A 26,328-nucleotide genomic window follows, 5' to 3' on the forward strand; every position below is an offset into this window, starting at 1 on the left:
GACGATTGTACGAATTTATAGGAAAGCTGACCACTTTTGTTGACTATCTTAGTTATTATCTAGCGGATTTTTGAATTATAGGAATGTCATAATGAAACGAGTCGTAATCACCGGTATGGGTATTGTTTCAAGTATCGGTAACAACGTCGAAGAAGTTCTAGCGTCTCTTAAAGCGGGCAAATCTGGCATCACTGCATCTGAGCAGTTCAAAGAACACGGTCTTCGTTCGCAAGTATGGGGTGATCTGAAAATTAACCCAGCGGAACACATCGACCGTAAACAGATGCGCTTTATGGGTGATGCGGCTGCTTATGCATACCTATCAATGCAGCAGGCAATTGAAGACGCTGGCCTATCTGACGATCAAGTTTCAAACGATCGTACTGGTATTGTTGCTGGTTCTGGTGGTGCTTCTGCGTTAAACCAAACACTAGCGACAGATACAATGCGTGAGAAAGGCGTGAAGCGTATTGGTCCATACATGGTTCCACGTACCATGTCTTCTACTGTTTCTGCGTGTCTTGCTACGCCATTTAAGATTCGTGGTGTGAACTACACAATGAGTTCAGCTTGTGCAACTTCTGCACACTGTATCGGCCACGCTATGGAGCTTATCCAGCTTGGCAAACAAGACATCGTATTTGCAGGTGGTGGTGAAGAGCTAGATTGGTCTCAAACTATGATGTTTGATGCGATGGGCGCACTATCTACCAAGTACAACGACACTCCAGAAAAAGCATCTCGTACGTACGATGCTGACCGTGACGGTTTCGTTATCTCTGGTGGTGGCGGTATGCTGGTTATCGAAGAACTAGAGCATGCACTAGCGCGTGGCGCGAAAATCTACGGTGAGATCGTAGGTTACGGCGCGACTTCTGATGGCTACGACATGGTAGCGCCATCAGGTGAAGGTGCTGTTCGTTGTATGAAGATGGCAATGCAAGGCGTTGACCACATCGATTACATCAACACACATGGTACTTCTACGCCTGTAGGTGATGTGAAAGAGCTAGGCGCGATTCAAGAGCTATTTGGTGAAAACAGCCCTGCAATCTCTGCGACAAAAGCGATGACTGGTCACGCACTAGGTGCGGCTGGTGTTCACGAAGCAATCTACTCGACGCTAATGCTAGACAACAACTTCATTGCTCCAAGCATCAACATTGAAAACTTGGATGAAGCAGCGAAAGGTCTGGATATCGTGACTGAAGCTCGTGATGCTGAGATCGATACGGTAATGTCAAACAGCTTTGGCTTTGGCGGTACTAACGCAACGCTAGTTATCAAGAAATACCAAGGTTAGTCAGTACACCGCTAATCGAAATTGTTGGGGCCTTTCGTCAGACGAAGAAGTGTCCCAACAAACCAGTTTCCAGAGCTTGATCAGTTTAACTGATCGAACAGACGCAGACTTTATCCCAAGGAGAGCGGGATAAGATCCTTTTGTTCTGGAACTTTGCCCGGCTTAATGCCGGGCTTTTTATTTTGTGTAATAAGAGTCACACCTCTCCGAGTTATCAGCAAATTTCAGGCTCACGCCAAGCGGGGACCCAACTGCAGATATTCAAGATTAATGTAATCCTGACCATATTTTTCAGACTGTTCGATAGCCAGCGGCAACTCGCTTATCTCCAGTGTATATTCACCGGCTTGGGGAAAATGCAGCTCGCCCAAGCGACTGTGAATGTTTTTCCACGGTACCTGAGCATCGTTGGTGTCTGTTTTGTCGAGGTTTAGCTCAAACTCCCAAGACTGATCCGCACAACTTATGCGACCGGTTTTACCGTTGTGCACCCATTGAGGGTCTTTATGATGCATGGTTTCCAAAGAAACCAGATCTAAGGCGAACCGGCCCGGGCGCTCAACTTGGAAGGTCCAGCGGTAAGTGAGTTTTTCAGGATCAAAGTGAGCGATATTGAGCGTGTCCAGGCGCACTTTGGCCAGTCGGTCCTGATGGATGATAGGGTTGATGTCCAGCTCATCGTCATACTCTAGTTCGATCACCAGAGGCATCCGATCATAATTGTGCTCGAATTGCAGGTTGAGGGTGCTGGCTGTAATGCCCGTATCCGTATGTGTTTTCTGCAAATAGGAAACATGGCCTTTGATTTGGTGATCAAGCAATCGCACCTGTTTGATTCGATTGTTGAGACTATGTAAGCAGATAACGTTTTGCTCTGGCTGACGCTGCACATGCAGATACAGCTTATTGGTGGCTGGTCTATGTGTTACCACGCCCCAATTGAAGCCGGTCTGCAGCGGGGTAGCTTCTGTATCGATCACCGCTTCCTGATTTACCTGCATCCATTGGCCTATCTCGCTCAGTAATCGCACAAGGGACTGTGGAATACGCCCGTTATGATCCAGAGTTATATTGAGCAGAAAGTTTCCGCCCCGGCTGACTACAGAACACAGCTGGTTTATCAGATCCTTACTGGATTTGGTATTGTTGTCGTTGCGGCTATAACCCCAGTTGTCATTACTGGTAGCAATGCCTTCCCAGTAATATGGCTTGATATAAAGTGGCTCCATGTAGTTATCATGGCCGGTTTTAATATCCCAATCCAACTGGTACTCACATTCCGGTGCCGTAACTCGGCTATTAACCACCGCATCAGGCTGTTTTTTCCGGATTAATGCCATCAGTTCGCCGATCCGACGTACGTGGTCAGCTTCTTCTTGTTCATCAAAGCCCCCCATATCAAACCACAGCGAACATAGATCTCCGTACTGCTCAAGCAATTCATTAACCTGAGGCACGCACTTGTTATTCCAGTATTCCTGATAATTGGCTTGGTCTGGGTTGAAGTCCCATTCATTGGGGGCTTTTGACACCGCGTTTTCGTCCTCCCAGTCGATCACATGCGAATAATACAGGCCAAAATCCAAGTCCTTATGACGACAGCTTTGACTGAGTTCCGCGACTGGATCGCGTTGAAACGGTGTGGCATCTGTGATGTTGAAAGGATGTGATGGGCTGTGATACATGGCAAACCCGTCGTGATGCTTAGCTGTGACCACCATATAATTCATCCCGGCTGATTTGGCTAACGCCGTTACCTGGTCGGCATCAAATTCGCTAGGGTTAAAGTCAGAAGCGTAATCTTTGTAGTCCCGCATAGGAATACGGGCAAAGTGCGGCAGCCATTCGCTAATGATGTCGTAGTATTGTCCCTGATAATACCCGGCCAGATCCCGGTGGCAATAAAGCCCCCAGTGGATAAACATGCCAAAGGTATTTTTTTTCCAGCGGTTCAGCCCTTGCTTACTGACGCCAGTAAAGGCATTGCGATTGTCCAACTGGCTGTTAGCCTGGCTGCTTGTTCCTGTCAGCTCACCTGCTGTGGGCTTGGTCATGATACACCTGTCTAATTTATGAAATACCTTTTCATAATAATTATTTTGTTTGATTCAATAGAGTTAGGTGCAGTTAGATGCGAGCTTTCTCACGCTATCTTTGGTTTGTTGATGTAAATACGGTCTTACCTAATGAACGGTAATGCCCGTTTCAACCGTTACCATTTTAAATCAGTCATCAACTCATGGTGATCCTTCAACCAAAACGCCCACTTTGCCCGGACTTGCGTGATATTAATCGCACAAACAGTTTGAACGGGTGCAGTGCCTACAATTTTCAACTTAACATCCATTTAATTAAAATGACGTTTCATTAAGTGATATTTAGAGAATGAACAACAGACAAAATCACATTGTTGATCAAGTCCGAAAGCAAGGTGAGGTTAAGGTTGAGGAGTTAGCTGTCGATTATGGCGTCTCTGTTGAGACCATACGCCGCGATCTGAATACATTAGCAAAACACAGCCTGTTATGTCGTACTCATGGTGGTGCAGTCAGCCTGCAGACTCGTGACATAGGCCAGACATTCTCCTCACGACAGAAGTTAAACGCACAAGCTAAGCATGTAATGGCAAAACATGCACAGCACTACCTTATCGAGCGAAGCGTCATTGGGATGGATGCCAGCTCTACCTGTCTGCACGTTGCCCGACAGATGCCCGATATGGCGTGCACTTTGGTAACCAATTCCACTGGCATAATGCAATGTATAGCATCAAAAGAACAGGTGTCAGTCATTGTCACTGGGGGCAGTTTTTCCGTCAAATACTCTGCCTTTCACGGCCCTATTGCCGAACAGGCGTTGTCCCGTCTGAATCTGGATGTGGTTTTACTGTCCTGCAGTGGGGTCGATGAAAACGGAGCCGTTTGGGAGTCGAACGAACTGAATGCCTCTATCAAACGCCGCATGCTGGGCTGTGCGGCTCAGGTGGTACTGCTTGCCGATACGAGCAAAATAGGCAAAAAGGGGCTGATCAAGATTTGTGACGCCACAGAGATAGATATCTTTATCAGTGATGGCCGGGTAAACAGTAAGTTACGGCAGTGCCTAAAGAAAAACCAGGTTCTGGTTATTGATGGATAAGCTCGCTGCCAGCTGCGGCAACGATATTCCTCGCATACCTTATGCAGCCTTTGGGCTGCCAAGCTATCTGAGTGCTGAGGCATCGCCAAGCGCAAGGCTATCCTGCTGCTGCATTAAGGCCTGATCGCCGCTGATGAGAACCTACGCGGTTAACTTCAATTCACGTCGTATCGTGTCGATCTCTTCTTTTATCCTCCCTCCAATTTAATACAGATAGTTTGCGTCAGAGAATTAATGTTGGGTGTGCTTGCCCGTGCGCCAAAGTAATTCTGAAGACGGACAATCGGTTCGGTTAGTGAGAAACGGGCATAGCGTCGACTTTACGATACGCTTTGGGACATACACTTGTTTTGCGCATAAAAAAGCCGGCATGGCCGGCTTTTTCACTCTTAAGTTATATTATTGTGACTCTTTCCACAGCTGCGAAGTACGCATTGGACCTGGAGAAGCAATGGAATAAGAATCCGGTACTTGCGTATCGGTATTGTGTACGCCATTTTTGATTACAACACCTTCATCCAAAGAAGACACTGTACCGATGGTGTAGAAGTTTTCTTTGGAGATCTGGAGGATTTCTTTCATCAGTTTGTTTTGCTCTTCCTGAGATGCAGTTTCCCCCATTTTGCGATACAGCTCGATTTGCTTTTTCACATGCGCCGGCGGCTCAACTGCTGTGGCATGGTTTTTATCAGACATCCAGTAGTAGTAACCAATGCCCCAAGTAGAGGCAGGGTTCTGCACTGCATAGTTCGCGAACGAGTCCAATACACCGATACCACCATCGCCTGGAGGCGGCAGTAAATCGAAGTTGTTGTCGAGGCGCTGTGTCTGCATAAATGAACCTTCAACAATGCGAATATCTAAAAATATACCCACTTCTCGCCAGTCATTTTTAACTAACTCAAGGATGTCGGTGCGCTCGCCTACGTGAGATTGATCCATCAAGGCTTCAATACGCAGACGTTCACCAGTTTTATCCAAACGATAGCCTTGTTCGTCACGTTTGTTCAAACCGATAGCGTCCAGCATCTTATTGGCTTTGTCTGGGTCATACTTGGTAAATTGCGTGGCGAACTCTTCATCATAGAAAGCAGAGCCTTCGGCTGGTGCCGCCTGATAAGCCTTTACTACACCGGAGTAAATGGTTTCACTGATCCCATCACGATCGATGGCATGAGACAGAGCAATACGGAAATCTTTATTGCTAAATAGCTCTTGTTTAACCGGATCTCTATGCGTTTGGTTAAACGGTAAGACTAAAGCGTTCATCCTAGTACTAGGGCGGAAGTCGTATTTGTAGCCACCTTTTTCTTGATTATCCATCAACATAGGGCGATAGGTGCTCAGGCCGATATGGCGGGTTTGGAAATCCGTCTCACCTGCAGCAGCGCGCAACACCATTTCTTCTTTATTCTCAGAATAGGAGAAATAAATACTATCCAGATAAGGCAGTTGGTTGCCTGCTGTGTCTACCATCCAGTAGTAAGGATTTCGCTCCCATACGGCATACTGTGTTTTTGGACCTGGCGGAACTTTCACTTTCCAGGCGTTAACAGTTGGGCGCTCAGGGTTGGTGTAGTGCTCAAAGAAGTAGTGAGCGCGGCACTTGGTCTGGAAGTACTGCTGCCAGCTATCGAATCCTGCTGCCTTGGCGTTTGCTTCGGCGTTATTGTTGAATTCAGGCAGGAACTGTTGGCAATAATGTTTAGGGAACTGAACGATGTTGGAGCCGTCGGTGTTGGCCAGCTTACGGATGAACATACCGTCTGGTTTAGACAGAGTGAACTTAATCGTGTTGGTGTTGATCACTTCTGCTTTGGCGTCGCCTACATTACGGGCAAAAAACGGACGGTTACCAGACCAGTCGTCACGGTTCATCAGATCGATATAAAATGCGATATCTTCAGCGGTAAATGGGTGACCGTCAGACCACTTCATGCCTTGTCGCAGGGTGATGGTGTATTCGGTCAAATCTTTGTTGACCGTGTAGCCAGTGGCTAAGTTTGGCTCAATGCCGGTGTAAGTGCGGTTGAAGTTGAACAGGTTGTCGTATTTAAGCATACGCATACGATGGCCATTGTCTTTCTTCAGACCCAGCAGTCGTAACTCTCCACCGTATTGGCCGATAGATTCAATCGGTTCAACCACCAACGGGTTTTCCGGTAGGCGTTTTTCCACTGCAGGCAGCGTTCCGGAGTTAACTAATTCAGCTAATTGTGGCGCTTCATTGTATGTGGCCGCTTGACTGGAAAAGGAGATTGCAAGCGCAACACTTGCTGCAACTTGGGTAACAAAAAGGGGTAGGGCAGTATTTTTCACAGGGCACCTTTATTATTTATTTCACGTCGAAAGAACAGTCACGGGTTATCCGTGTTCGCCAAGGAACGGGTTAGCAACGATGCTTAAACAAACATTCCGAAACGATGTTTCAACTAATTTATTCGAGTCTGATTAATATGTGGTGGAACGACAGATGTTCTGCGAGTACTCTCTCAAAAAAAGTCAGATAGGCCCATCTGCCATTGCCCATCATTATTTATTTTTGCCCGTTTATCGGGGAGTTAAGTTTATTCGGGCAATGGAAAATAAGACCACGGATGGTCAACAGCGACAAACAAATACTCAACCTGATTCCTATAAATGTTGATGATAATGCTCAACCTAGTTAAAGGTATTTGCGAGACTGAAAAGTTTCTATGCAAAAATGTTTACCGCGTAACTATCCATTGATGAGCTGCGACAAACTCACGCTCTCCTTCGACAGGGGCTGGAAGTCATTTGGGTATATTTCTTGAGATTTCTCGGGAAAAAGGCACAATCACTGCAATTTTTAAAAATGGACCTTAAAACGCTGGCGCTATGAAAATTATTGTTGATGAAAATATGCCGTACGCTGAAGAACTATTCAGCCAAATCGGTGAAGTGATTCTAAAACCGGGCCGTTCACTAACGGCTGATGATCTGATTGATGTTGATGCACTTATGATTCGCTCTGTTACCAAGGTCAATGCGGAGCTGATCAGTAAAGCAAACAAACTTAAATTTGTTGGTACCGCGACTGCAGGTATGGATCATGTTGATCAATCACTTCTACAAGAAAAAGGTATTTTCTTTACGGCAGCGCCGGGCTGTAACAAAGTTGGTGTTGCAGAATATGCGTTCAGCGTAATGATGGTATTGGCACAGCAACAAGGCTTCTCTGTCTTTGATAAAACCGTCGGGATTATCGGAGCAGGGCAGGTTGGCAGCTACTTGGAAAAATGCTTAAAAGGCATGGGCATCAAAGTGCTGCTTAACGATCCGTTCAAGCTGGAAGAGGGTGACCCGCGTAGCTTTACGCCGCTTGAAGAGCTGATTGAAACATCAGACATCATCACCGTGCATACGCCAATTACCAAAGCAGGTAAGTACCCAACACATCATATGTTTGATGAAGCGGTATTAAACGGTCTACGTGCAGATCAAATTCTTATCAATGCCGCGCGAGGTCCAATTGTTGACAACAGCGCATTAAAGCGTCGATTACAGAAAAATGATGGCTTCACTGCGGCTCTGGATGTATTTGAATTTGAGCCAGAGGTTGATATGGAGCTTCTGCCTCTGCTAGCATTCGCCACCCCTCACGTTGCAGGCTATGGTCTGGAAGGGAAAGCTCGCGGTACAACAATGATTTTCAATAGCTACTGTGAGTTCTTAAATAACGAATTACGTGCGCATGCCAGCGATTTATTGCCAACCGCGCCAGTGCCAACCATGATGTTGGACAGAGCATGGGATGAAGCAACACTGCATAACATCACGCAGTTAATCTATGATGTGCGTAAAGATGACGCTCTTTTCCGTCGCGAAATCGGTAAGCCAGGTGCTTTTGACCTGATGCGTAAAAATTACTGGGATCGCCGTGAATACAGCGCTGTCACTCTAATGGGCAATGAATCTTGCAATCTTGCCCCATTAGCAGAACTAGGTTTTCAGATTGAGGTAAGTCAATGAGCCAACAATATAATGTTGCCATTTTAGGCGCGACCGGAGCGGTCGGTGAAACAATTTTAGAAGTGCTTCAAGAACGCAAATTCCCAGTAGGTGAACTGTACCTTTTGGCGAGTGAGCGCAGTGAAGGCAAGACTTACCGCTTTAATGGTAAAACCATACGCGTACAAAACGTAGAAGAGTTTGACTGGTCACAAGCACACATCGGTTTATTCTCTGCTGGTGGAGATCTATCAGCAAAGTGGGCGCCAATTGCCGCTGATGAAGGTGTGATTGTTATCGATAACACGTCACACTTCCGTTACGAGTACGACATTCCATTAGTGGTTCCAGAAGTAAACCCGGAAGCCATTGCAGAGTTCCGTAACCGTAACATCATCGCAAACCCTAACTGCTCTACCATCCAAATGTTGGTAGCACTAAAACCAATCCATGACGCAGTAGGTATTGAGCGCATCAACGTTTCAACTTACCAATCTGTTTCTGGCGCAGGTAAAGCGGGTATTGATGAATTAGCAGGTCAAACAGCCAAGTTGCTTAATGGTCTGCCAGCGGAAACAAAACAGTTTTCACAGCAGATCGCGTTTAACTGTATTCCACAAATCGATCAGATGATGGAAAACGGCTACACCAAAGAAGAAATGAAAATGGTGTGGGAAACGCAAAAAATCTTCAATGACCCAAGTATCACGGTAAACCCAACTTGTGTGCGTGTTCCTGTGTTTTACGGTCACGCAGAAGCCGTTCACGTTGAAACTCGTTCGCCAATCGATGCGCAAGAAGTGATTAACCTCCTTGAGCAAACTGAGGGTGTTGAAGTGTTCCACGGCGAAGACTTCCCAACTCAAGTTCGTGATGCGGGTGGCAAGGACCACGTTATGGTTGGTCGAATCCGTAACGATATCAGCCATCACAGTGGCATTAACTTGTGGGTAGTTGCAGACAACGTACGCAAAGGCGCGGCAACGAACGCCGTACAAATTGCAGAAGTGCTTATTCGCGATTACTACTAAGCTCTTAGAGTTATTGAAACCAAGGCCTCGCATCATGCGGGGCTTTTTTTGTTCTATCCGCGAGTAATTGTGTGAGATTAGTACGAATATGGTTAATGTCACACATTTTTTACACCTAAAGCTATAGTTTTGCTTGATATATCCGATATATTTAACTGATCACCATTTCAAATTGTATCAAGCACAAAACTGAGCCTTCTATGCGCCAAATTTATAAGCGTTTGTTAACAACCTTAGTGTTAATAAGCGCGACTCAGACATCGTCAGTGGTTCAAGCCGAAGGAATTCGTCTTGTTGGACCTTCAGGTGAAGTGCAATCGTCTCCTAGCTATGCTGAAGAGATTGAACGAGCATTACCCGCTCCTCCTGCAAATTCTCAGCCTTCTCGTTTTATCGGGCCTACGGGTGAAAATCAGACGTTATGGTCGATCGCGTCTCAAGTGCGGCCATCTCGCAGCGTGACAGTTCAACAAACGTTGCTTGCTATCTATCGAATCAACCCTCAAGCGTTCGAAAATCAAAATATCCACGAACTGATCCCGGGAAGCAGACTGCGTCTTCCTTCCTTGGAGCAAGTGCAAAGTGCGAGCACAGAGCAAGCCGTCGCAATCATGAAGGCGCATGAGGCGAAACTCAAACAGACTAAGCCTGTCACTAAGCCAAAAGTGGTTAAGCGCGCAGAGCCACAGCCAACAGCACCGCAAGTCAAGCAAGAACCCGTTTCCCCTCAACCAGTGTCTCCTCAACCAGAGTCGGTTACGCCTGTTAACGCTGAACCGGTTAAGGCCAATGAACCAATTGCTGCTGTTCCGCCAGTCAATACGTCTGCAAAAGGTGAGCAGCAAGTCACTGAGCTAAAAGCGAAACTGCAAGGTTCACAGAGCGAGCTCAGTTCTCTGGAAGAAAAAAATCATCGTTTACGCCTGATGCTGTCAGAAGTGCAGAGTGAAGTTCAGACACTGAAAAATGAACTTAACGATGAAGAGCGTATCCGCTCAGAAGTTGAAAAACTGTTGGCAGAAGAGCGCCAGCGTGCTGATGAGCAGCAGCGCATGCAGCCAACCGCATTAGACAAATTCTTATCTAATGGCTGGCTTGTGGGACTGGCGGCGCTTATTCCAGGCGCGTTACTTGCGTTCTTAGTCGTCATGCTACTCGGTCGTCGCAGCAAAGAAGAAGAGCCAGCTCCAGCTTCGCAGCAGCAATCTCCAGCGGTTGATCCACTAGCGGCCCCAATTGGTTTGGCTGCAGCGGATGAGCTCGAAGAAGAATTGAATCTGGATGACGATCTCTTCGCCGATGAAGAGAACGATATTTTATCTGAACAGTCGAGCACTCCTGAGTTAGAGGATGATGTTTTTGCTGGTCTTGAGGATGAAGAGCTTGATTTCAATCTAGAAGGTGATGATGGCGAAGATCCTTTCGCTGGTATCGGTGACGATGGTGACCTTGATGTCGGCTTTGACGAGTTTGAATCCTCAACGAACGGAATCAAAGTCAATGGTGAAGAGAAAGCGCTTGGCCTTGAAGAAATGGAGCGAGCGTTAGACGAGGCCTCGCCGGAACTCGAAGTCCTTGATGAACCAGACTTTGACCTGTCGGAAGGTGAGAGTGAAGAGTTTGAAAAAGAAGACCTCTTCGCAGAACTATTAGCCGACGACACACCGGAAGACGAAGAAGTTAGTGCGCAAATAGACCAAGCGACGTTGGACGAATTGTTAGCTGAACTTGATGATACTACTGGTGACTTGGATGAAGATTCATCAACCGTTTCAGAGCATTCGTTTACTGCCGGTGAAGCATCAGATGATGAAATTGACAACCTTCTGGCTCAGTATGAGCAGTCTGAAGTGCAAACGCCTGCTAGTGGAGTGGAGCCTTCGCTTGATTCCAATGAACAAGAGGGCATGACGAAAACCGAAGAGCTCAGTGCTTCAGAGTTGGATGACAGCCTTTTCGACTTATCCGATAGTAATGACAATATCGATGAGAACAGCACGGACTTATTGGATGAACTTATCGAATTTGATGGCGATGAGTCCGACGACGAATTTGATCCACTTGACGAACTAGAATCATTGTCAGGCTTTGGCAGTGAGGAATTCGAAGAGCTGGATGCAGACAGTGTCGATTTGCTTGATGAGTTGCTTGATGATGACATTAATCATTCGTTAGAAGATGATGTCTCTAGTGAACTCGATCCGTTTGATGATCTTATTCGTGAGGATGATACGCCAGAAAGCGAGCTTAACCAGCGAGAGCAGAGTGCTCCTCAATCAGAAAGAACGCAGGATTTCCCATTAGAAGAAGCCCAAGCGAGTCAAATAGAGCCAGTTCATTCTGCGGAGGATAATCTAGAGCTTGAGTCGGACTTAGATATTGATGCGCTTCTTAATGAGCATCAGCCTGAGCTATTGCAACAGCCTGAGAACCAAGAACCTGAAAAGCAAGCGAGTGAAACGGCTGTTAGTGATGAATTCTTGGAAGATATTGAGGATATCTCACTCGAATACGATCCTTTGATGCGTGAGTTGGATGAGCTTTTTGAATCAAGTCACGATGACGCAAGTTCTGAAGATCAAGACAACAAAGAGGAGTCTCCTGAGCTGGATTCGTTGTCTGATGAGCAAGAAGAATCTCTAAATACAAAAGAAAAGGAATCTGAGCCTGAATTTACACCAACGCCGAATGCCGTTGAAAATGAATTTGGCATGCCGCTCGAAGAGGACTGGTTACTGGATGAATCTGAACCAGAGTCCGAAACAAAACAGGAACTAGAGCCTACTGCTACAACGTCCGAAGAGAGTGACGAAGACGAATTTGCTTTTGATGAGTTAGAGCAGCCAGAGTTCAGCGAAGAAGATGCTTTAGCCTCCATGGCGGATGAGCCTGAGTTAGCCGATTCGGAAAGTGAACGACCTGTAGCTAGTTCAGAAGCGGATGATGAGTTTGAAATTGATGAACTAGAACTGCCAGAGTTCAGCGAAGAAGATGCCTTGGCCTCCATGGCGGGTGAGCCTGAGTTAGCCGAATCAGAAAGTGAAGGACCTGAAGCCATTTCAGAAGCGGACGATGAGTTTGATTTTGATGAGCTAGAACTGCCAGAGTTCAGCGAAGAAGACGCCTTGGCCTCCATGGCGGATGAGCCAGAGTTAGCCGAATCGGAAAGTGAACGACCTGAAGCCGTTTCAGAAGCGGACGATGAGTTTGAATTTGATGAGTTAGATCTGCCAGAATTCAGCGAAGAAGATGCTTTGGCCTCCATGGCGGATGAGCCAGAGTTAGCCGAATCGGAAAGTGAACGACCTGAAGCCGTTTCAGAAGCGGACGACGAGTTTGAAATTGATGAACTAGAACTGCCAGAATTCACAGAAGATGACGCGCTTGCGTCTATGTCTGATAGGACGGCACCAGATTCAGAAGCACCCGTCAGCCCTAAAATTACGCTGAAAGCAGACAACGATCATGATGCACTGTTCGAACTGTTTGCTCAGCAGCAGAATGGCCTAGATGCAGAGCCAGAACCGACTCAAACCACTCAAGAACCAAATATTGCTGGTTTAGCTGAGTCTGATATGGAAAGTCTGTTATCTGAAAAAGGCGAATCTGAAGCTTTTGAAGGCCAGTTAGATCGCGACACGATAGACAGCGCCGGCATGGACTTCGAGACCATGTTTGATATCGGTGACGATTGGGAAGGTTTTAAAACACCGAATGATAATCGCGCGTCGGAAGCCGAGGATGTACCTGAAGATCAGCGAGACATCTGGAACTCAGAAGAGGCTCTGAGCGAACCAGAAATTGCTGAAGAAAACTGGGAACAGCAAACGACCCTGGACGATTTTGATCCTAAGAAAAGTCAATTCATGACTATTGATGAATTGATGGCACAGGTTGATAACGAGAGTGGAGAGTTTGAAGAACAAGACTTGAAGCTGGATGTTGGCTTAAATGAGTTTCCTGATGTGATCGGCGATATCACTGATGTGGACGTCGATTCCGATGCAGAAGGCGCAGGTAAGCTGGATTTAGCTAAGATATACCTAGAAATGAACGATCCGAAAGGGGCGATTAAACTTCTGGAAGAAGCCATTGTATTCGGTGAAGATGACGTTCGCCGTGAAGCGAAAAACCTCATCGACTCCATCAATGGTCGATAAATCAATAGGGGTGGCGTAAGCCGCCCTTTTTGTCTCTGCAAGCCAAGTCATTCTCGCTGAAACTGGCAACTAGAGGTGAGTTGGGTATATACTTCCCGCCCCATTTTAGAGTTCGAAGGTTAAGATGAGAATCGCATTAGGTATCGAGTATAACGGTACAAACTACTTTGGTTGGCAACGCCAGAGAGACGTAAAAAGCGTCCAAGAAGAGCTGGAAAAAGCATTGTCTATCGTTGCAAACCACCCTGTAGAAGTGCAATGTGCAGGTCGTACTGATGCTGGTGTACACGGCACCGGACAAGTTGTTCACTTTGATACCAACGTAGATCGAAAAATGGTGGCTTGGACGATGGGCGCAAATGCGAACATGCCAGGTGATATCGCTGTTCGCTGGGCAAAGGAAGTATCAGACGATTTCCATGCTCGATTCTCAGCAACAGCGCGCCGTTACCGCTACATCATTTTCAATCACGCTTTACGTCCGGGGATCTTAAGTTCGGGTGTCAGTCACTATCATGGTGATCTGGATGAGAAAAAAATGCATCAAGCAGGTCAGTATTTGTTGGGAGAAAATGACTTTTCATCATTTCGAGCAGCTCACTGTCAGTCTCTGAGTCCATGTCGCAACATGATGCACCTGAACGTGACTCGTCATGGTGATTATGTTGTCATTGATATTAAAGCGAACGCCTTTGTTCATCATATGGTGCGCAATATTACAGGCAGCCTGATAAAAGTTGGACGTGGCGAAGAAAATCCTGAATGGATTAAGTGGCTGTTAGAGGCAAAAGACCGCAAACTTGCCGGAGCGACAGCAAAAGCAGAAGGCCTATATTTGGTCGATGTAGATTATCCGCAAGAGTTTGATTTACCACGCGTACCGATCGGCCCGTTATTTTTACCAGATAATTTGAACTAAATTTACAAACTTGCTTCAAAATATCGGTAGCTTACACTGAATGTGTACGGAAACTATGCGCTATTTATGATAACAAAAATAGGTACAACCAGTTTTTTATCTACAGTAGCGGCAAGATATGGTTTAATCCGTCGGTGTTATTTCGAATTACTATCTTTCGCAATGAAGCGGAAGAGTTGAGAGAAAAGGTCTTCCATGAGTTGGCTTGAAAAGATTTTAGAAAAAAGCAATCTTGTAAGTTCACGTAAAGCTTCTATCCCAGAAGGTGTGTGGACGAAATGTACCTCTTGTGAGCAGGTTCTGTACCATGCTGAACTAGAGCGTAACCTAGAAGTATGTCCTAAGTGTAACCATCACATGCGTATGAAAGCGCGTCGTCGTTTGGAAACATTCCTGGACGAAGGTAACCGTGTTGAACTGGGTTCTGATCTTGAGCCTCAAGACAAGCTGAAGTTTAAAGACTCTAAGCGCTACAAAGAGCGTATTTCAGCGGCTCAAAAGAGCAGCGGTGAGAAAGACGCATTGGTTGTAATGCAGGGTGAACTACTAGGCATGCCACTGGTAGCTTGTGCGTTTGAGTTCTCTTTCATGGGTGGCTCAATGGGTTCTGTCGTTGGCGCTCGCTTTGTTAAAGCGGTAGAAGCTGCAATCGAGAACAACTGTGCACTTGTTTGTTTCTCTGCAAGTGGTGGCGCACGTATGCAAGAGGCATTGATGTCTCTAATGCAAATGGCAAAAACCAGTGCAGCACTTGAACGTCTGTCTGAAAAAGGTCTGCCGTTCTTCTCAATCCTGACTGACCCAACAATGGGTGGCGTATCAGCAAGTTTGGCAATGTTAGGTGACATCAACATTGGTGAGCCTAAAGCGTTGATTGGTTTCGCGGGTCGTCGCGTAATTGAGCAGACGGTACGTGAAGATCTTCCAGAAGGCTTCCAGCGCAGCGAGTTCCTGCTTGACCACGGTGCTATCGATATGATCGTTGATCGTCGTGAAATGCGTCAGCGTGTGGGTGGTCTTATCGCTAAGATGACTAACCACAAGTCTCCTTTGGTGGTTTCGGTTAACGAATCTCCAAATGAAGAGCCATATTCTGTACCAGAAGTGGACGAAAAAGGGTAAAGTAACAGCTAACATAAAGCCAAAGAAATTAATGGTTAAAGTTAGATGACCCAAAACTCAATTCCTCAAGCCACATCCTCTCTAGAGATGTGGCTTGATTATTTAGCAAATATTCATTCCTCAGCAATCGACCTTGGCTTAGACCGTGTTCAAGCGGTAGCAAGTAAAGCCAACCTCACAAAACCAGCTCCGACGGTTATCACTGTTGCCGGTACCAATGGTAAAGGCTCAACGTGTGCGTTAATGGAAGCGATTTTATTAGACGCCGGCTATTCAGTAGGTGTTTACAGTTCACCCCACCTGATTCGTTATAACGAGCGTGTACGCATTAATGGCGTAGACGTAGAAGACGCGAAACATTGCCAAGCGTTCGACTTTGTAGAAAAGCAGCGTGGTGATATCACGTTAAGTTTGTTTGAATTTGGAACCCTTGCCGCATTACGAATCTTTCAGACAGAAAAAGTAGATGTTGTCCTGCTCGAAGTGGGTTTAGGCGGCCGTTTGGATGCCACCAACGTCGTTGATCACGATGTCTCTGTCATTACCAGCTTAGCTGTTGACCATGTGGATTGGCTTGGTGATGACATCAATGTGATCGGATTTGAAAAAGCGGGCATCTACCGCTCAGGTAAGCCTGCCATCTGTGGTCAGCCTTTACCTCCTGCAACTGTGGCCGCACACGCGGACGATATCGGTGCAGAGTTTTTCCAGGTTGGCATCCAGTTTGACTATAAACTGACCGACAAAGGTTGGAGTTGGACAAGTGGTGCGTTCGATCTTGAAGACTTACCTGTCCCGTCACTGCCGTTGCCAAACGCGGCGACAGCACTTATGGCGCTTGGTGCGTCAGAATTGCAAATCACTGACATAAACCTCGTCAATGGCTTGAATAATGCTCGACTCGCAGGTCGAATGCAGGTGTTACAGAGCGAGCCAGAAATCGTACTTGATGTTGCTCACAATCCACACTCTGCTGAATATTTAGTGGAAAAGGTGAAGCATCAGTATGCGGGTAAGCACATTCATGTTGTGATTGCTATGCTGCACGATAAGGACATAAAAGCCACCGTTGAAGCACTGGCACCTATTGCCACTCAATGGTACCCAGCATCGCTTACAGGCCCTCGTGCTGCGACTGCAGAAGAGTTGTGTCAATACTTACCTCAGGGGCAAGTTCAGTTCCAGACACCCGTAGAAGCGTTTGAAAGTGCGAAAACAAGCGCACAACAAGACGATGTTATTTTGGTGGTTGGTTCTTTCCATACCGTGGGTGAGGTGTTGGAGCATTGGCAAGCAAGTAATAAATAACCAAAGGTAATTTGATGGCAAGTAAATTTCAGAGTCGTTTAGTCGGCACTATCATTCTGGTGGCAGTGGGAGTGATTGTGCTCCCAGATGTACTAGATGGTAAAAAACTTCACTACAAAGAAGAATTTGCCAGCATTCCTATCAAACCTGAGCTTGATAGTGATGTGGAAAACTTCGAAATACTCGAGCCTGTCGAAGATGATATTGCATTGCCTGACTCTCCAGTAGAGGCAGTGGTGCAGGAGTCAGAAGAGCCTCAGGTTGCCGTTTCAAAACCGCAACCTGAACCTGAACCTGAACCGGTAGCTCAGCAAGAAGAGACTAAACAACCAGAGCAAGTTGAAGTCGCTGCTCGTCCGGTTGTTGAGAAAAATCAATATGAAGATTCTGCATGGATTATTCAGTTGATGGCGCTGAAGAATCATGACAATGCGGTCGCATTAGTTGCCGATTTGCAAAAGCGTGGTTATCAGGCTCACACCAAACAAGAAAATGAATTTACGCGTGTCATTGTTGGCCCAGATGTGTCAAAAAGTAAACTTGAACGACAAGTTCAAGAATTACAAAAAATTACTGGCTCAAAAGGTCAATTGCTTAAATTTAAGCCGTTAAATCCATAAGAAAACGTTTGCGTCAGCATTTTTTCTGTTAAAATGCGCGCCAACTTAAGATGAAGAAAATATGAATTGGTTAGATTTTGTCATTTTAGGGGTGATCGGGTTTTCAGCTTTGATCAGTTTAGTTCGTGGTTTTGCTAAAGAAGCGTTGTCTTTGGTGATTTGGTTTGGAGCGTTTTTTATCTCCAGTAACTACTACACCAAATTGGCGGTATATTTCTCCAATATCGAAGACGACATGTTCCGAAACGGAGCTGCGATAGCGGCATTATTTGTCGCAACACTAATCGTTGGTGCAGTGGTGAATTATGTCATTGGCCAACTAGTACAAAAAACAGGGCTATCAGGTACTGACCGACTTCTTGGTATGGTCTTTGGTGGTTTACGCGGAGTTTTAATTGTTTCTGCGGTACTGTTTTTTATGGATGCGTTTACCGCATTCCCAAGCTCGGATTGGTGGAAAGCGTCACAGTTAGTCCCTGAGTTCAAACGTGTGATCGCTCCCTTCTTTGAGCATTTACAAGCAACGTCAAGTTTTCTTTCTGGCACTATCTAGTAGTGCCAGCTACTGTCGCAAATCGAGGATTAGGACATGTGTGGTATTGTTGGAATCGTGGGCACAACCCCTGTAAACCAGTCTATTTATGACGCGTTAACGGTGTTACAGCATCGTGGCCAAGATGCAGCGGGTATTTGTACCATAGAAAGCAATCGTTTTCGTCTGCGTAAGGCGAACGGTTTAGTCAAGGATGTGTTCGAAGCAAAACATATGCAACGCTTGCAAGGTGAAGTTGGTATCGGTCATGTACGCTACCCAACTGCTGGTAGTTCAAGTGCTTCAGAAGCTCAGCCTTTCTACGTAAACTCTCCTTTCGGTATTACACTTGCCCACAATGGTAACTTAACCAACGCTCACGAAGTTCGCCAAAAGCTGTTTGAAAAAGACCGTCGCCACATCAACACGACGTCAGATTCAGAAGTGTTGCTGAACGTGCTTGCTCACGAAATCGATTCTGTGAAAGGCAATGTAACGACAGAAGACGTCTTCCGTGCGGTGACTAACGTCCATCGTACAATTCGCGGCGCATACGCAGTAACTGCAATGATCATTGGCCACGGTATGATTGCGTTCCGTGACCCGAATGGCATTCGTCCTCTTTGTTTGGGTAAACGCGAAGAAAAGGGTCGTACTGAATACATGGTGGCATCTGAGTCTGTTGCTCTTGATGCAGTAGGTTTTGACTTTGTTCGAGACGTGGCACCAGGTGAAGCGGTTTACGCAACTTTCGATGGTGAGCTATACACTAAACAATGTGCAGATAATCCAAAGCTAAACCCATGTATCTTTGAGTTTGTTTACTTTGCTCGTCCTGACTCATTCATTGATAAAATTTCTGTTTACAGCGCTCGCGTTGAAATGGGTAAAAAGCTAGGTGAACGTATCAGTGAAGACTACGCTGATCTTGATATCGACGTTGTTATCCCAATTCCAGAAACCTCGTGTGATATTGCTCTGCAAATTGCACAAGCTATCGACAAACCATACCGTCAAGGCTTTGTGAAAAACCGCTATGTAGGCCGTACGTTCATCATGCCGGGTCAACAACAGCGTAAGAAGTCTGTACGCCGTAAACTGAATGCGATTCGTTCTGAATTTAAAGACAAGAATGTACTTTTGGTTGATGACTCTATCGTTCGTGGTACTACGTCAGAGCAGATCATTGAGATGGCTCGTGACTCTGGTGCGAAGCGAGTATACATGGTCTCAGCTGCTCCAGAAGTTCGTTTCCCGAACGTTTACGGTATCGACATGCCAAGTGCTACCGAGCTAATCGCTCATGGTCGTGACAACGAGACTATCTGTAAGCATATTGGCGCAGATGCGTTGATCTACCAAAAGCTTGAGGATTTAGTTCAAGCTGTTGGCCTTGGTAACCAAGACATTACCCAGTTTGATACATCGGTATTTAACGGTGAGTATGTGACGGGTGACATTGATCAGCAGTACCTAGACTTCCTAGATGGCTTGCGTAACGATGATGCAAAAACTCAACGTGAGATTCAGCAAGATTTAGCGAACCTAGAGCTTCATAACGAAGGCGCGTAACGCACATTGATCATCCGGGATAACCCCGGTTGATCCTAAATGAAGATAGCCAATATATTAAGCACTGAACGTGAATACGTTCGGTGCTTTTTCATTTCTCAAAGCCTCAAAAATTCAAGAAACACCACCGTTTCACCTCTTTCCAACCATTAGCCAATAATACCGCTGCTGTTATTGGCATAGAAAAATCCTGTTTATATCAACTCATATTTTTAAACAGTAAATCACGACTTTTCACATGTTACAAAGCGTATTTTTTAAAATTAAAACATAATTTCGATATTGTCGTTTTGTTTTTGATTTCCGTCGCAACAATAGTGAAACGGCGTTCCAATTATATTGTTGTGTTTTCTATTATTAGTGCCGCAATAAGCGATGCAGCGTGAAACGTTGTTTATAAACTAGAAAGGAATGAACGTGAGAACATTTAAATATTCGCTACTGGCTATGTCATTGATGGCGGTGACTGGCTGCTTAGACGATACCTCTGCGCCTAGCAATAACCAAAAACCACAAGAGGTGGTTCAGGATGGAGTCCAGGCAACAGCCGAAGACTTTGAAACCCTGAAAAACCGCGTAATCCCTGATTTCGTTGCTAGTGCAAAATCCACAGCAACGAAAAAGGGAACCACTCTGGAAGCGTTGGCAGCAGAATATCTTCAGCTCGAGAGAGAAGTGGAGCAGGAAGATGGCACTAAGGTGAAGGAGAAGTACTGGAATCCTGAAGGTTACTGGCATGATGTCAATTACAAGCAGGTAGAAAAACCAGGTTGGTCGCCAAAAGATCACCTTGAACGCTTAGTTATTCTGGCAGCGACATACAATGAAAACCCTGATCCTGAGTTGGGTACTGCGATCAGCAACGCTCTGATCTATTGGTTAGATGCGGATCCACAAAGCTGGAACTGGTGGTGGCATGATATCGGGATTCCGAAACGAATCGGTTCCAGTGCTGTAATGGCCAAAGATGCGCTGAGTGAAGCATTAAGTAAGAGAGTTGCTGCTTATCTGCCGAGCATTCCGAATTACTCGCCAAACAACCCGAATAGCCCAATTCCAAAAGCGGCTAACCGTACCGATATCGCATTGGCGGTATTGAATCACGGTATACTGGCTGATGATGCAGAGATGGTCGGTAAAGCGATTGCTGACATCGAAGCTACTATTGGGGTTAGTACCGGAGCAGGTGTTCAGTCCGATTATTCATTCCATCAGCACGGTCCTCAATTATATACCTCTGGCTATGGACCGGTGTGGTTTGATTCTGCAGCTAAATGGGCCAACTTTGTGGAAGGCCTGCCTTGGGCATTTGGCCAAGATAGAATCGATGTTCTGGTTGCTTATATGCTGGATGGACAACGCTGGTCAAAACGCCATGGGCAATGGGACTACAACACCATGAGTCGCGGGATCAGCCGCACTAAGAACACTGAATTTACACCTAATAACACGGACGCATTACCAGAAAACACCGCGATAGATATCGTTGCAGGGTGGGCTCCGGAACGAGCTGAAGAGGCTGAGGCTTTTAAACGCCATGAGTTTGGTGGTGAAGGCTCGGGCCTGAACGGTTTTAAGCACTTCTGGCGTAGTGATTATTCGGTGAAAGCTGCTGACGGCCATATGTTCAGTATTGGTATGAACTCTCAACGAGTGGAGCCAGCCGAAGCGGGTAATGGCGAAAACCTGAAAGGCTTCTGGCTTAGTTTCGGCAGCACCTTCCTGCTACAGCGTGGTAACGAATACCATAACATCTTCCCTGTATGGGACTGGAAGCTGGTTCCGGGCGTAACAGCACCTGAATATGTCGCTCAGGGTGCGGATTGGGGACGTATCATGCAGCAGGATGTATCGTTTGTTGGTGGCGTCACCAACGAACGCTACGGTGTTTCTGTGATGGATATGGATATCACTATTCGCCATTCACAAACTGCCCACTCAACTAAGCCGGATTTCTATGAATTCGGTGATGGCAAAGGTCGAACTCAGGCTAAGAAAGCGTGGTTCAGCTTTGCAGATGAAGTTGTCGCGCTGGGTGCGGGTATCAACTCTACCCACTATGAACCGGTTAATACTTCGGTTAACCAGGTACTGCTTAATGGGGATGTGACCGTTGATGGTCAGGTAGTTCAGAAGGGCAGCCGCTTGGTAACGGACGCTAAGTGGGTACACCATGACAACGTGGGTTATGTATTCCCAGACAGTTGGAAGGGTACTGTATCTAATCAGACCCAAACGGGGACGTGGAAATCGATCCGTCGAACCAGCAGTGCGGACGAGGTCAGCAAGGACGTATTTACTCTGTCTATGACGCATGGCTCACAGCCTAACGAGGCTAAGTACCAGTATGTGATTGCCCCGGGTAAGAGTGCTGAGCAAACCGCAGAATACGCGAAGGTATTGCCGGTAGAAGTATTGCAGAACAACAAGCAAGTTCAGGCAGTACATCACGGCGATCTGAACGTGACAGGCATTGTGTTCCATGAAGCGGGCAGCATTAAGCTTGGCGGTGACGTAATGATTACAGTTAACCTGCCGAGTGTTATTTTGCTTGATGAAAGCGGTAAGCAGCCAACAGTCAGTGTGTCTACTCCTGGAGCAGAATATGCTGACCTAGAGCTGGTGTTACAGTCGGCTACTCATGGCAACGTGACTCACCGAGTACTAACGCCGGGTGGTGCAGCTGAGCTGGGTAAGAGCGTGACCTTTAACTGGAACGAAGGACCAGATAACAGTGAACGAGAGGCCGCACAGGAAGCACAGAAGCAGGCTGAACTGGAAGCGGCGAGTCAGCCGGAACTGACACTGCTGGCAGTAGCGGATACAGAGCTACAAGGTGGCAAATATGCTGATGAAAACTTCGACGTTGTATCGCGCTGGGATCTGTGGGTAGGTCAGATTGCTGATAAAGAAGCAGCTGAAGCAGGCGCGACTAAAACGGTGAAGTCGGTGTTGAAGTTTGACCTGAGCCAGTTGCGCGATGCGGCAGTAGAGAAAGCAACACTGAAGCTGCATGTGCGTAATATTGGCGGGGATTCGTCCCAGACGGTTAATGTATCCGTACTGGCAGACAATGACTGGAGTGAAACTGGTATTACCTGGAATACATTACCAGCCAGCAAGTCTAGCAATGCGGCATTGACAGTCAGCAGTGAGCAGAAGAAGCAGTGGGTTGAGCTGGATGTAACAGAGTTGGTTAACAATGCTCGTTCTGACGGCGCTATAAGCTTGCTGTTGGAAAACTCAGGTCTTGGTTTTGTCGCGTTCGGCTCTGATGAAACCGATCAGATTCCTGAATTGGACATCAAACGTGCACTCTAACGGTGAGTGAGTCCTGAATTAATCTGATTTTTAATATTCAACGGCGACCACATCGGGTCGCCGTTTTCTATTAATGAAGAACCTAACTGGAACTGGAACTATAGGTACTGGATGACTTAGTGAATGTTATAAGCAATCACGTAGTCGATGAAGAGGCGTACTTTTTCTGGCAAATGATCTTTATGGTTATAAAGCATATAGATATCGCGAGGGTTAGCACTCCAGTCTGGCAAAATACGAATTAAGTCACCACGCTCGATGTATTCTTTGACCATAACATTCGGCATCAAAGTGATGCCCAGGCCTTCAGAGCAGGTGCTGCGAACCACATTCAGTGCATTAGCCTGAAAGCGTGCACGATCGGTGTTTACGACCGACTCTCCTTTACTGTTTTTCAGTGTCCACTTGATTAAAGGGTAGCCTTTAAGCAGAGAGTGATTAGAAAGCTCCTCAGCATGTTCTGGTGCTGGGTTGGCCGCAAGGTAGTCAGGGCTCGCAACCAAAATGTCTTTTACTTCGCCCACTTTGCGAGCAATCAGGCTGGAGTCACGCTGTGGACCAACACGGAAGATGACATCCCATTCTGTTGGATCGAGTTTATCCGCATTATTCTCTGTTGTTAGCTCAATGTTTATATCGGGGTACTGCTTCATAAAGCCATTGAACATCGGCATCATCATACGTTTTGTTAGATTGTACGGAGCCGATATTTTGATTCGCCCGGATGCGCCACGACAGTCGTCTGTAATTTCCTCGGCGGTAGAAGTTAGGCTTTGCAGTAGTGGTGAACATTCTTTGTAAAAGCGTTCACCAGCTTCGGTAAGAGAAAGCTTACGAGCATGACGGTTCAGTAGTCGAAGATTAACAGAGTCTTCTAGCGCTTGAATGCGTCGGGTGATGGTCGCAACCGGAATCATAGTTTTTCGCGAAGTTGCTGTATAGCTCCCATTTTCGACAACCAATCGAAATAGGTTTAAATCATCTAATTTCATATTTCCAGACACATTAAGTTACTAATTGACGCTAATTTATAATTAACTTTGCTATGAAAGATTGCTTTAAGTCAACATGTTGCACTATTTGACCACACCAGGCCGCTACGAGCAAACATTGATATAGCTATGCTATTCCAATGAATATTTGTATAAACGCCTTTTTCAGACTACGTTTTATAACGAGGTGAGACCACCTAAGCCTTTAAATGGCGGGGGGTTCATCGATAAAAGTACAACAATAATAAAGACTTAATAAAAACTTGTTTTTGACTGACCTATGTGAGGTGTAAAGGTATGTTTAAGGCTCACAGTCATACGGCAATGGTCTCGGCGCAGGAAGCGGTTCATCATAAACTCATTATGTTAGTGGATGATGATGCCATTTTTCGCAATGTAACTAATGCCTATTTAGAAAGTCAGGGTTTTGAGGTAGTAGAAGCTGAAAATGGCTTAGACGCACTTCAACAACTTAGGGAATGCCAACCCGATCTTGTCTTATGTGATTTATCTATGCCGTTGTTGGATGGTATAGAGTTCGTCGAAGAAGTCAGCCTGGAATATCCATCGTTGCCGCTTATAGTGGTGTCTGGCACGGATGAAATGTCAGATGTTGCAAAGGCGTTGCGTTTTGGTATTAAAGACTTTCTTCCCAAACCGATAGGTAACTATAAACATTTAACACAAGCCATCGATAATACGCTTGAGGATTGTGACTGTCATTTTTCTGAACAACGTGACTTTTCAAGTCAATGGTTCAGGGTTGATGATGGTGGAGAAATACCAGATGAACAAGAGCTTCACTGGCATTTAGAGTACTTGCAAGAAAACCCGAATGCGGCAAGAGATTTGCTTCATGCATTATTACCGGATAAGGATGCTTCTCAAGGAGACTGGCGTTGTTCATACCGGCTACTTCAATCGACAGACGTAATGCCGTTGGTGTTCGATTATCGTTGGCTGATGAATGGACAGTTTGCTTTCTACTTGGTGGACTCTGCTTCCCAAAGTAACAGCGGAGTAGGGACCACTTTACTCATACGCGCATTATTTGATGATTACCTACGCAACTTAAAGAACTTTAGTGCCGATCTTAAAGACATGGTGGGAATCATTGAGAAGGGTATTGAATGCTCGGAATGTGCAGGGCCAATTAATGCTGTGTTTGGTGTTGCAGATTTGGCGTCTTCTACGGTCTCGATTTTGCCTGCAGGTTTAGATAGCCAGTGGTCAAATGGTGATTCTAACCAGCATATCGCAGCAGGAAATAGCTTGGGTGGTGGCAGCTTGAAAAACTTCATCACCAGGGACTTACCGTTAAATACCGCTGGGCAGTTGTCTATCGGATGTCTGGGCTCTTCAAGTTTTAGCCTAAATATCACTCGCCACGAATAATTCACTAGATACGAATCTGATAAACGAAAAGCAGCAATAATGCTGCTTTTTTTATATCGTTTTCGAGCCATTCAAACGTATTGATAGATTAATAACCTTACTTTTTGTTTGTGTTTATCACCGCCTGTATAAGGTATAGTCAGCACCTAAACAATAATGACCCATTTGTGTAACGTGCGATTAACGTTGCGGCATGGGAGAAGCAAAGTCAAATAGTGAGAAGAAACATCATGGCAGACAAAGAGTTTAAAGAGCCTTATAATATTTTGTACTTTTTAGGTTTCATTGCAGTACTTATGATCCCAACATTACCTGCAACGTTAACCTGGCTGCGTGTATTCAACGGCTACGCGGGCTAACAAACTAGCTATCGTTTCTGGAGTTCACCATTCGTATTAAGCGTTACTTATTCAATATCGTTGGTGGACTCTGCATTTTGCTCGGCATAGCCGGAATTGTCCTTCCTCTACTACCAACTACTCCATTTATCTTGCTCGCCAGTGCGTGTTTTATGCGAGGCAGCCCAGCATTCCATCATTGGTTACATAATCACAATACGTTTGGCCCTATTTTGTATAACTGGAATCAAAATAAAGCCGTCGAGCCTAAAGTAAAACAACGTGGCGCGATTTTTATTGTGATCAGCTTTACGATTTCAATTGTTGTTGTCCCTGTCGTTTGGGTGAAAATTGCAATTTTAGGAATGGCAATCGTTTTACTTAGCTGGTTTATGCGGCTACCTGTGATTGAGCCGGTTGCTGACCGAGAAGAAAATCACTAATATTGTAGGGAATAGTGTGCCCGCTCTTCGAGTGGGCGTTTGTATTTTCAGCACCTGTGAGTTTAAGAATATAAGCACATAGTGATGAAAACCTATTGTTCGTTGCCCTCGTGATACTGAGATAGCGAGAGGGTGATGAGCCAATCTAAGTAAATCGGTATT

The 26,328-nt window shown here is 45.9% G+C and carries 18 protein-coding genes; 15 read left to right on the forward strand and 3 right to left on the reverse strand.

The features are described 5' to 3' along the window. Positions 1-91: 91 nt before the first annotated feature. A complete protein-coding gene (gene fabB / locus V1U08_RS16510; RefSeq protein ID WP_014232616.1) occupies positions 92-1,303 on the forward strand; it encodes a beta-ketoacyl-ACP synthase I in 1,212 nt (403 codons plus the stop codon). 230 nt (positions 1,304-1,533) lie between these two features. Here fabB and V1U08_RS16515 read toward each other — a convergent pair whose 3' ends face one another. Next, the gene (locus tag V1U08_RS16515; RefSeq protein WP_330471027.1) at positions 1,534-3,357 is read right to left on the reverse strand and encodes an alpha-L-fucosidase; all 1,824 of its coding nucleotides are present in this window, start codon (positions 3,355-3,357) and stop codon (positions 1,534-1,536) included. A gap of 331 nt (positions 3,358-3,688) precedes the next feature. On the opposite strand from V1U08_RS16515, the gene V1U08_RS16520 reads away from it, so the two are divergent. After that, positions 3,689-4,441, forward strand: a complete 753-nt coding sequence (locus tag V1U08_RS16520) for a DeoR/GlpR family DNA-binding transcription regulator (protein ID WP_330471028.1) — start codon at positions 3,689-3,691, stop codon at positions 4,439-4,441. A gap of 399 nt (positions 4,442-4,840) precedes the next feature. On the opposite strand, the gene V1U08_RS16525 is transcribed toward V1U08_RS16520, so the two are convergent. Beyond that, positions 4,841-6,760 (reverse strand): ABC transporter substrate-binding protein, encoded by a 1,920-nt coding sequence (locus V1U08_RS16525; RefSeq protein WP_330471029.1) that lies wholly within the window; start codon positions 6,758-6,760, stop codon positions 4,841-4,843. A gap of 540 nt (positions 6,761-7,300) precedes the next feature. On the opposite strand from V1U08_RS16525, the gene V1U08_RS16530 reads away from it, so the two are divergent. From V1U08_RS16530 to V1U08_RS16575, 10 genes are all read left to right on the forward strand, one after another. Further along, positions 7,301-8,434, forward strand: a complete 1,134-nt coding sequence (locus tag V1U08_RS16530; protein ID WP_330471030.1) for a 4-phosphoerythronate dehydrogenase — start codon at positions 7,301-7,303, stop codon at positions 8,432-8,434. Next, entirely contained in the window at positions 8,431-9,444 is a 1,014-nt protein-coding gene (locus tag V1U08_RS16535) for an aspartate-semialdehyde dehydrogenase (RefSeq protein ID WP_014232611.1), read from the forward strand. The genes V1U08_RS16530 and V1U08_RS16535 overlap by 4 nt, the downstream gene beginning before the upstream one ends. A gap of 200 nt (positions 9,445-9,644) precedes the next feature. Continuing rightward, positions 9,645-13,604 (forward strand): FimV/HubP family polar landmark protein, encoded by a 3,960-nt coding sequence (locus V1U08_RS16540; RefSeq protein ID WP_330471031.1) that lies wholly within the window; start codon positions 9,645-9,647, stop codon positions 13,602-13,604. Positions 13,605-13,728: 124 nt separating this feature from the next. Further along, the gene (gene truA, locus V1U08_RS16545) at positions 13,729-14,523 is read left to right on the forward strand and encodes a tRNA pseudouridine(38-40) synthase TruA (RefSeq protein ID WP_014232609.1); all 795 of its coding nucleotides are present in this window, start codon (positions 13,729-13,731) and stop codon (positions 14,521-14,523) included. A 195-nt stretch (positions 14,524-14,718) separates the two neighbouring features. Continuing rightward, positions 14,719-15,645, forward strand: coding sequence for an acetyl-CoA carboxylase, carboxyltransferase subunit beta (gene accD / locus V1U08_RS16550; RefSeq protein ID WP_014232608.1), 927 nt, complete (start codon positions 14,719-14,721; stop codon positions 15,643-15,645). 45 nt (positions 15,646-15,690) lie between these two features. Then, on the forward strand, positions 15,691-16,953 hold the full coding sequence (folC, locus tag V1U08_RS16555; RefSeq protein WP_329350699.1) for a bifunctional tetrahydrofolate synthase/dihydrofolate synthase: 1,263 nt from the start codon (positions 15,691-15,693) through the stop codon (positions 16,951-16,953). A gap of 14 nt (positions 16,954-16,967) precedes the next feature. Beyond that, a complete protein-coding gene (locus tag V1U08_RS16560; protein ID WP_330471032.1) occupies positions 16,968-17,573 on the forward strand; it encodes an SPOR domain-containing protein in 606 nt (201 codons plus the stop codon). A 61-nt stretch (positions 17,574-17,634) separates the two neighbouring features. Next, positions 17,635-18,126, forward strand: a complete 492-nt coding sequence (locus V1U08_RS16565) for a CvpA family protein (protein ID WP_020334563.1) — start codon at positions 17,635-17,637, stop codon at positions 18,124-18,126. A gap of 36 nt (positions 18,127-18,162) precedes the next feature. Continuing rightward, a complete protein-coding gene (gene purF / locus V1U08_RS16570; protein WP_014232604.1) occupies positions 18,163-19,677 on the forward strand; it encodes an amidophosphoribosyltransferase in 1,515 nt (504 codons plus the stop codon). A gap of 417 nt (positions 19,678-20,094) precedes the next feature. Further along, on the forward strand, positions 20,095-22,998 hold the full coding sequence (locus tag V1U08_RS16575) for a polysaccharide lyase family 8 super-sandwich domain-containing protein (protein ID WP_330471033.1): 2,904 nt from the start codon (positions 20,095-20,097) through the stop codon (positions 22,996-22,998). A gap of 116 nt (positions 22,999-23,114) precedes the next feature. Here the strand turns inward: V1U08_RS16575 and V1U08_RS16580 are convergent, their stop codons facing one another. After that, the gene (locus V1U08_RS16580) at positions 23,115-23,990 is read right to left on the reverse strand and encodes a LysR family transcriptional regulator (RefSeq protein WP_014232602.1); all 876 of its coding nucleotides are present in this window, start codon (positions 23,988-23,990) and stop codon (positions 23,115-23,117) included. A gap of 297 nt (positions 23,991-24,287) precedes the next feature. Between V1U08_RS16580 and V1U08_RS16585 the strand changes: the two genes are divergently transcribed. The 3 genes from V1U08_RS16585 (at position 24,288) to V1U08_RS16595 (ending at position 26,166) form a co-directional block, all read left to right on the forward strand. After that, the gene (locus tag V1U08_RS16585; RefSeq protein WP_014232601.1) at positions 24,288-25,385 is read left to right on the forward strand and encodes a response regulator; all 1,098 of its coding nucleotides are present in this window, start codon (positions 24,288-24,290) and stop codon (positions 25,383-25,385) included. Positions 25,386-25,615: 230 nt separating this feature from the next. Then, positions 25,616-25,744 (forward strand): hypothetical protein, encoded by a 129-nt coding sequence (locus tag V1U08_RS16590; protein ID WP_014232600.1) that lies wholly within the window; start codon positions 25,616-25,618, stop codon positions 25,742-25,744. 17 nt (positions 25,745-25,761) lie between these two features. Next, positions 25,762-26,166 (forward strand): YbaN family protein, encoded by a 405-nt coding sequence (locus V1U08_RS16595; RefSeq protein ID WP_330471060.1) that lies wholly within the window; start codon positions 25,762-25,764, stop codon positions 26,164-26,166. Positions 26,167-26,328: the final 162 nt, after the last annotated feature.

The sequence above is a fragment of the Vibrio sp. YYF0003 genome, assembly GCF_036350715.1.
Taxonomy (GTDB): Bacteria; Pseudomonadota; Gammaproteobacteria; order Enterobacterales; family Vibrionaceae; genus Vibrio; species Vibrio natriegens.